General features: G+C 62.5%; 4 protein-coding genes. All 4 read left to right on the top strand.

What is annotated here, in order from left to right; translation table 11 throughout:
- Positions 1–547: 547 nt before the first annotated feature.
- The 4 genes from AC1AYP_RS10450 to AC1AYP_RS10435 all read left to right on the top strand — a co-directional run bounded on the left by AC1AYP_RS10450 (position 548) and on the right by AC1AYP_RS10435 (position 6262).
- On the top strand, positions 548–1921 hold the full coding sequence (locus AC1AYP_RS10450) for a class C sortase (protein ID WP_476547821.1): 1374 nt from the start codon (positions 548–550) through the stop codon (positions 1919–1921).
- An 818-nt stretch (positions 1922–2739) separates the two neighbouring features.
- Positions 2740–4203, top strand: coding sequence for an AAA family ATPase (locus tag AC1AYP_RS10445; protein ID WP_476547820.1), 1464 nt, complete (start codon positions 2740–2742; stop codon positions 4201–4203).
- A 5-nt stretch (positions 4204–4208) separates the two neighbouring features.
- Positions 4209–5009 (top strand): hypothetical protein, encoded by an 801-nt coding sequence (locus AC1AYP_RS10440; protein WP_476547819.1) that lies wholly within the window; start codon positions 4209–4211, stop codon positions 5007–5009.
- Between the two features lie 176 nt (positions 5010–5185).
- On the top strand, positions 5186–6262 hold the full coding sequence (locus AC1AYP_RS10435; RefSeq protein WP_476547818.1) for an aldo/keto reductase: 1077 nt from the start codon (positions 5186–5188) through the stop codon (positions 6260–6262).
- Positions 6263–7011: the final 749 nt, after the last annotated feature.

Raw genomic sequence — 7011 nt, 5'->3', positions numbered from 1 at the left:
CGCCAAGCCGGCGCGCCGCGGCCTTATAGCCATGGCCCTCATGGAAGACACCAACGACGAGCCGCATGAAACCATCGTCATAACGACGCCTGCGATTCCCGGACATGAGAAACCGCACCTCCAATCATCGAATCCGAATTACTTCAGTCCAACAATCAGGGTGCGGTTCAGTCTGAGGGGGCCGAGATTGTCATGTTCGGCTATGGCGACGGCTTCTTCGGCTGAGGCCTTGCCCCCTCAGTCCGGCTTTGCCGGACAGCTCCCCCACGTGCGTGGGGGAGCGAAGGGAATTGGTATGCGCTGTGGCGCATTCTGTTTTCTGCGCCCCTTTAGGGGGAGCTGGCGGCCGGAGGCCGCGGTCTCTCCCCCAGTCGCCTACGGCGACAGCCCCCTCGTCAGAGGGGGCCAAGTTCGATGCCCCTTGTTGTCGGGGCACTCGGGTCAGGGGGTGCGCTGACACGGGGCGAAATCATTTCTTATAATGCTTGGTGACCACCCGCATACCGGCGGGAGGCACGCGACTTTTCTGTGGGGGACGGACGGGACTATGGCAGGACGACGCGACCGGCGAAACCACGATGCGCGCGGCGAGGCGCCGCAGGCGACGACGCGACGCGCGCGAGGAGGCGGATTCACCAGCATTCTCGCGATCCTGCTCATCCTCGCCGGCGTATGCGTGTTCTCCTACCCGATCGTCGCCGACCTGCTCTCCACACGGCAACACGACCAGGTCATCACCAACTACAGCAACACCGTCCACACGCTTTCGCCGGCCGAAAAAGCCAAACAGCTCAAACTCGCGCGCGAATACAACGACAACCTTGCCGGCGATCCGCTCCACGACCCGTTCGTCGAAGGCAGCGGATACGCCCTGCCGCAAAACTACACGGACGTGCTCAACGTCAACGGCGACGGCGTCATGGGATACCTGAGCATCCCCAAAATCAAACTCAACCTGCCCATCTACCACGGCACCGACGACGACACCCTCGCCAAAGGCGTCGGACACATGCGGCAGACCGCGCTGCCCATCGGCGGGAAAGGCAACCGCAGCGTCCTCACCGGGCATCGCGGACTGCCATCCGCGGAACTGTTCACACGACTCGACGAGCTCAAGAAAGGCGACCTGTTCACCATCAACGTGCTCGACGAGATCCACGCGTACAAGGTCGTGTCGATTCAGGTCGTGAAACCGGACGAGCTCGACAAGGTGCGCGCCATCCCCGGGCGGGACCTCGTCACGCTCGTCACCTGCACGCCATACGGCATCAACACGCACCGCCTGCTCGTCACCGGAGAGCGGACGGCGTACCATCCCGAGGACGTAAAAACGCCGGTCGTGTCGTTCTCGCCGACCTCGCCGGACAGCTGGTTCAGGTTCGGCGGGCTGGCGCTGGTCGCGGCGCTGGTCGGGGTTGCGGCGTGGAAGTGGTGGATTGGGCCGCTGGTTGCGGCCGGTGCGGCGCGGAGGCGCGGTGCTGGTGGGACGGCTGGTCGCGGTCGTGGGGCCGGGTCGGCTGGGACTGGTGCGGCTGGGCGTCGTGACGGTGGTGCTGGTGGTTCCGGTGATGGTGATGGTGGTCGCGGTCGCGGCCGTGGTCGTGGCCGCGGGAAGCATGCTGGTGCCGGAAGGGCTGGTGCCGACCACCCCCAGTCGGCTACGCCGACAGCCCCCGCCAGCGGGGGCGGAGAAACGGGCGGCGATGGTACTACGGATGTCGGTGGCGTGAATGCTGCCGGTGTTGCCGGTGTTGCGGCCGTCGCGGGTGCTGGTGCTGGGGCTGGTGCGGCTGGTGCTGGTGCTACCCGCGGTTCTGCCTTTGGCGCGGGCGGCGTGCGGACGGTGCGGAGCACGGGAGTCGCGCACGACACCCACCCCGACCCCGACATCAGCGACCAACTCCGCGGCGTCAGCGACTAGGGGAGCGGTATCGGCTTTGCGCCCCCCTTAGGCTGAGCCGTGAAGCGAACGCCGGCGGCGTTCGTAGGCGAAGGCGAGCGACAGCGAGCAGACATAATGTCGGCCGAAGGCCGTCAATAATTGCGAAGGAGCCGGTGGCCGGAGGCCGATTGAGGGGGTTCGCCGGGGCGTTCTCAATGCGGCTGCGATGCATTGGCCCCCTCTGACGAACATCGCCTACAGACGAGCCGGTATGAGGTCAAGTTGCAGACTGCCCGTGTCAAGGGGCCCAATTCTTGGCCCCCTCTGACGAGGGGGCTGTCCGCGAAGCGGACTGGGGGAGAGATAGCTGGAAGGTGACATCACAGCGGAACGTCACGTTCCCGGTATCTCTCCCCCAGTCAGCCTCCGGCTGACAGCCCCCTCGTCAGAGGGGGGCCGGGTCTCTCTTCTCTCGGTTCTCTCTCTTCTCTCTCCTCCTCCCCCTCTCCGGGTTCTCTCTTCTCGCCTTTACTCCCTCAGTCCCGCTTCGCGGGACAGCTCCCCCCTGAAGGGGGCGCAGTTCACATCGGGAGGTGACGTTCGGGGGCAGCGGGACAGCTCCCCCTGAGGGGGGGGCGCAAAGGGATTGCATGTGCCGTGGGCGCATTCCGTTTTCCTGCGCCACTGAGGGGCGCAGAGGTGCGCTACGACTGGGGGTGCTGGGGCGGTAGGTTCTGGGGCGCGGCGAATCGTAGATGCAGGTATGCGTATCGGGGTTGTGCACCGGGTTGTGCACCGTCGTTCACGGGTGGGGAAGTGCGCTGGGGGTGAGGCCGTGCGACTGTTAGACTGGGCGCATGCATCTATCAATCAGGAATCTGGGCAAAATCAAAGAAGCAACCGATGTCACGATTGATGGCATTACCGTCATCGCCGCGCCCAATGATACCGGCAAGAGCACGATTGGCAAGGCCGCATACGCGCTGACGAAGACGTTCGAGGATTTCGATGGACGTGTGCATGATGAGCTCGCTGACGCAGTGAGGGCGAGGCTGGAGCGTGACCTGCCCGAGGGAATTGCCAGCTCGGGGTTCAGAACATCCAGTCTTGAGCGTGCACTTCGCGCTATGTATGATTCCAGCAGTACGACTTGGCATTTTGCACCAAGGCCGGCAAGTATACTTGCCACTGCTCTGTCGGCATCGGCGAATCGGATTTCCGATGATGAACAATTATGCTCATTGATTAAGACTATCAGCGCGCGTGCAGTAGACCGTAGTCATGATGATGCGCAAAAAGCAAAAGTACCGGAAGATGCTCTAGATGCGGATAATATGCGTGCAGTGACAGATTGGCTTGTAGCCGATACGCCGGCCGCTCGTGAAACGCGTAAAGATTTGCTAGCGCGATTGACAATCGACATGCAGGAAAAGGCCAAGGAGCTGGCTTATCGTGCCTTCTCAAGCGTGTTCAACGGGCAGATTCGTAATCTCTGCGGTGAGCCGGATTCCGACACGGTCGTAGCCCTGCGCGAAGAGCAGAAGGGAGACTGGGAGCCGCAACGGACCGTGACGTTCTCCCCCGAAGGCGAATGCGCCGCGGCTGAACCGGTAAGTGATGAGCATAGGCACGTCTACATCATCGATGACCCTAATGTCATCGAGCAATTCGATGATAGTTTTTATCCGGCTTTTGAGTCTGCTGGGTATCGGCGGGATTTGATTGCGGCATGCCAGACCGCGCTGCGTGCGCGGAAGAACAACACCGATGCCGGGTTGAGCGAATCAATCCTCGCCAAAGCGGATATGCGCAACGTCATCGACCTGCTGAAACGCTCCTTCGCCGGACGTTACGACCGCAACCAAAACGGCAACGGCGTGCTCGTGAAGGAGGGCCTGCGCGAGCCCGTGCCTATCGGCAACGCGTCCATGGGCTCGAAGGCTATGCTGCTGCTACGATTCCTTGTCGAAAACCTCATCGTGCGCAAAGGCGATATCCTCGTGCTTGACGAACCGGAAATCCACCTGCATCCGGAATGGCAGATCACGTACGCGCATGCGCTCGTGCTCATTGCCAAACAACTCGGCATCAACATGATCGTCACCACGCACAGCCCGTACTTCCTGAAAGCCCTCGCCGGCTACTCCGGAATCGAAGACTATGGGGAGCACGTGCACTACTACACGGCCGACGACAACGATGACGGCTCCAACAGTTTCCATGAAGTGCAGCCGGAAGATGTCGGCACGCTCTACTCCGTCATGGCACGCCCGCTGCAGACCATCGACGAGGACGTATTCCGGAAGATGCAGGGGCGGTGAAGGGCATGAGCAGCGTATCGGATTCGCCCGCATCGGATCGAGGGCTGTGGGTGCCGGATATCAGTAAGGTCATGACCTTGGAGAAGTATCCGCAGAAAACGTTGCGGGAATGCTCCAAAACAGATGACAAAGATGATCTAGGTTTTGCTGACGATGAGCACCTAGCGGTTGATTTCGACGCCTACATCGGCGTGGTTTGCGATCAACTGCGCAAGCAATGCAAAAAACAGGGGATAACACAGCAGCCACACATGCCGATACAGGACAAGCCCTCTACAGCAGACGCGCTCATCCTGTGCGGCGGCGATGACGGTGATGACGGCGGTGATGACGTTGCTGGAATTACACTCATCGAATTCAAGAACCGAAATCTGTTCAAGCGCGGTCGTGGCGGTCAGGGAATCGCCAATCCACTGGAGATCAAACCCGACATAACAATCGATCTGATTAGCAAGCTCTACGATTCGGCGATCATGCTGCTGATGCTGAACCGCGTCACCGTACTGACCGCACGCCGGATGCTGACCGCGTACATCGTGTGCGCGTCAGCGAAAAACGAGGAGTTCGCAGGTCGGGTGGCGGCAGAAGCCGAGACGGTCGCCGCGGCTGGCGGCTCTGGCTTTGCCGCGTATTCCTCGATCATGGCGGACGATGCGGTGGCCGGAGGACTGTTCGACGCCACGGTGTTCTCGTTCAAGCCCAAATGGGCGAAGCATTTCGAGAGCTACCTCTACTCGACAGTATGCTTCGTCACCGAAGAGCAGGTGTCAACCCTCATGTCCACGATTCGCAACGTGCACCCGTGAGTGGAGCTAAGCGGGGGGGAAATAGGGCCGGGCTGTGCGATGATGGGAGTATGAGTGCAATTGCAGTGAAGCAGGGACAGTTGGAACCGCAGGGATCGCAGGACCGGCAGAGTCGGGGCGCGGAGTCGCCGAATGTTGTTCGGTTTGCGGGGAAGTCGCGGGTGCCGCGGCTTGGTATGGGGACGATGGCGCTCGCCATCGAAGGGCGGCCGGACCGTGAGACCGCGATCGAGACGATTCACGCCGGGCTCGACGCGGGCGTGCGGTACCTCGACACCGCATGGTCGTACTATCTGCCGTCGGCGCCGGGAGTGGACGGCACGGGGGTGCCGGGCGACTTCGGGTATGGTGAGAAGCTCGTGCGCGACGCGCTCGCCACATGGGACGGCCCGCGCGACGAAGTGCTCGTCGCCACGAAGACCGGGTATCGGCGGACAATCGAGGTGGATGGGCCTGCGGTACCCCCTCAGTCGGCTTCGCCGACAGCTCCCCCTGATAGGGGGAGCAAAGAAGAAGACCAAGCTTCTGCAGGGAGGAGTGACGCCGAGACTGAGACGGGTAATCGCTGCGCCCCCCTTGAGGGGGAGCTGTCGGCTTCGCCGGCTGAGGGGGTGGCCTCGGCGGAATCCGACGCGGCCGTACCCCGGCAGCATCTGCAGGCGGAGGGGAGCCGGTACGGGTGGATGGCGGATTCTCGGCCGGAGACGATGATCCGCGACGCGAAGGAATCCGCACGGCATCTCGGCGTGGAGGCGCTTGACTTGTTGTATTCGCATGGGCCGGACCCGGCCGTGCCCTACGAGGACCAGGTCGGCGCGCTGAAGACGCTGCTTGACGAGGGCGTGATCCGCTACGCGGGCATCTCGCGTGTGAACAACGAGCAGATCGACGTGGCGTGGCGGATTCTCGGCGACCATCTGATTGCCGTGCAGAACCAGTTCTCGCCGTCACACCCCGACCCGGAACACACGATGGAGCACTGTGCTTCGCTTGGGCTCGACTTCGTCTGCTGGTCGCCGCTCGGTGGATTCCTCGACCCGTTCGACAGTCACGCCTACGACCCGTTCCGCGCGGTCGCCGCGGCGCGCGGCGTCTCCTACCAGCGGGTTGTGCTCGCGTGGGAGCTCACACGCTACGGACGGCTGTTCACCATCCCCAGCGCCCGCAACCCGCACGAGATCCGCGACTCCTTCGCCGCGATCGACCTGCACCTGACCGACGAGGAACTGGCGACCCTCGCAACACTGGGCTGAGACTTGGTGACGACGGCTTGGTGACGACCGGGCTGAATGGGCGCAGCTGAATGGGCGTGGTATGCTCCTTGCTTCCCTACATCGTGAGGAGCCATCGTCGGGCATGACCCGCACGCAGCGGAATCGCCTTGCTCCTCACGGATGTGGGGCTCCATGGCGATCAAGGGGTCCGGCATCCGGGTCGCCTTGCTCCCCCACGGATGTGGGGGAGCTGTCCGGCCTTCGGCCGGACTGAGGGGGAACTGGCCCGCTGCCCTAGGCGCATGACCGTTTTCTGCGCGAGCCTGCATGGTTTGACGGCGAACCTGCATGGTTCGGACCCGAACCTGTAGGAATTTGAGCTGAACCTGCGGGGTGGGGCTTGGTAGACGGGCCTTTCTGGGATGCTGTGCCGATTCAAGAACGGCGGAATTCCGCGGATTATGCGTTGCGTAGTTGAGGGCGATCGGCCTGTCTTCAGAAGGGGTGTGCGCAGGTTCGCGGAATAGACCTACAGGTTAGGTGCGAAATCCTGCAGGTTGCGCCCTAATCTATACAGGTTCCACTTCAGACCGTGCAGGTTCGGGGAGAACCGTGCAGGTTTCGCCTTGTGACTGACGTGGGGTTCTGCATGGGGCTCTGCGTGTTTGCCCCCTCAGTCCGCCTAGCGGCGTCCAGCTCCCCCTGAAGGGGGAGCGAAGAAGGAACCGCGTCTGCCCGAGGGGAGCGGGGAGGGGGTGCCTGGCCGAGGGGAGCAAGAAGGAACTGCA

The organism is Bifidobacterium sp. LH_424 (genome assembly GCF_056356895.1).
The sequence above is the reverse complement of the archived record's forward strand: the minus strand, read 5'-3'. Positions and strand labels throughout refer to the sequence as shown.

What these genes read in the sequence shown, in the direction of transcription:
- AC1AYP_RS10450 (WP_476547821.1), top strand. Translation starts at nt 548, where the DNA reads ATGGCAGGACGACGCGACCGGCGAAACCACGATGCGCGCGGCGAGGCG.
- AC1AYP_RS10445 (WP_476547820.1), top strand. Translation starts at nt 2,740, where the DNA reads ATGCATCTATCAATCAGGAATCTGGGCAAAATCAAAGAAGCAACCGAT.
- AC1AYP_RS10440 (WP_476547819.1), top strand. Translation starts at nt 4,209, where the DNA reads ATGAGCAGCGTATCGGATTCGCCCGCATCGGATCGAGGGCTGTGGGTG.
- AC1AYP_RS10435 (WP_476547818.1), top strand. Translation starts at nt 5,186, where the DNA reads ATGGGGACGATGGCGCTCGCCATCGAAGGGCGGCCGGACCGTGAGACC.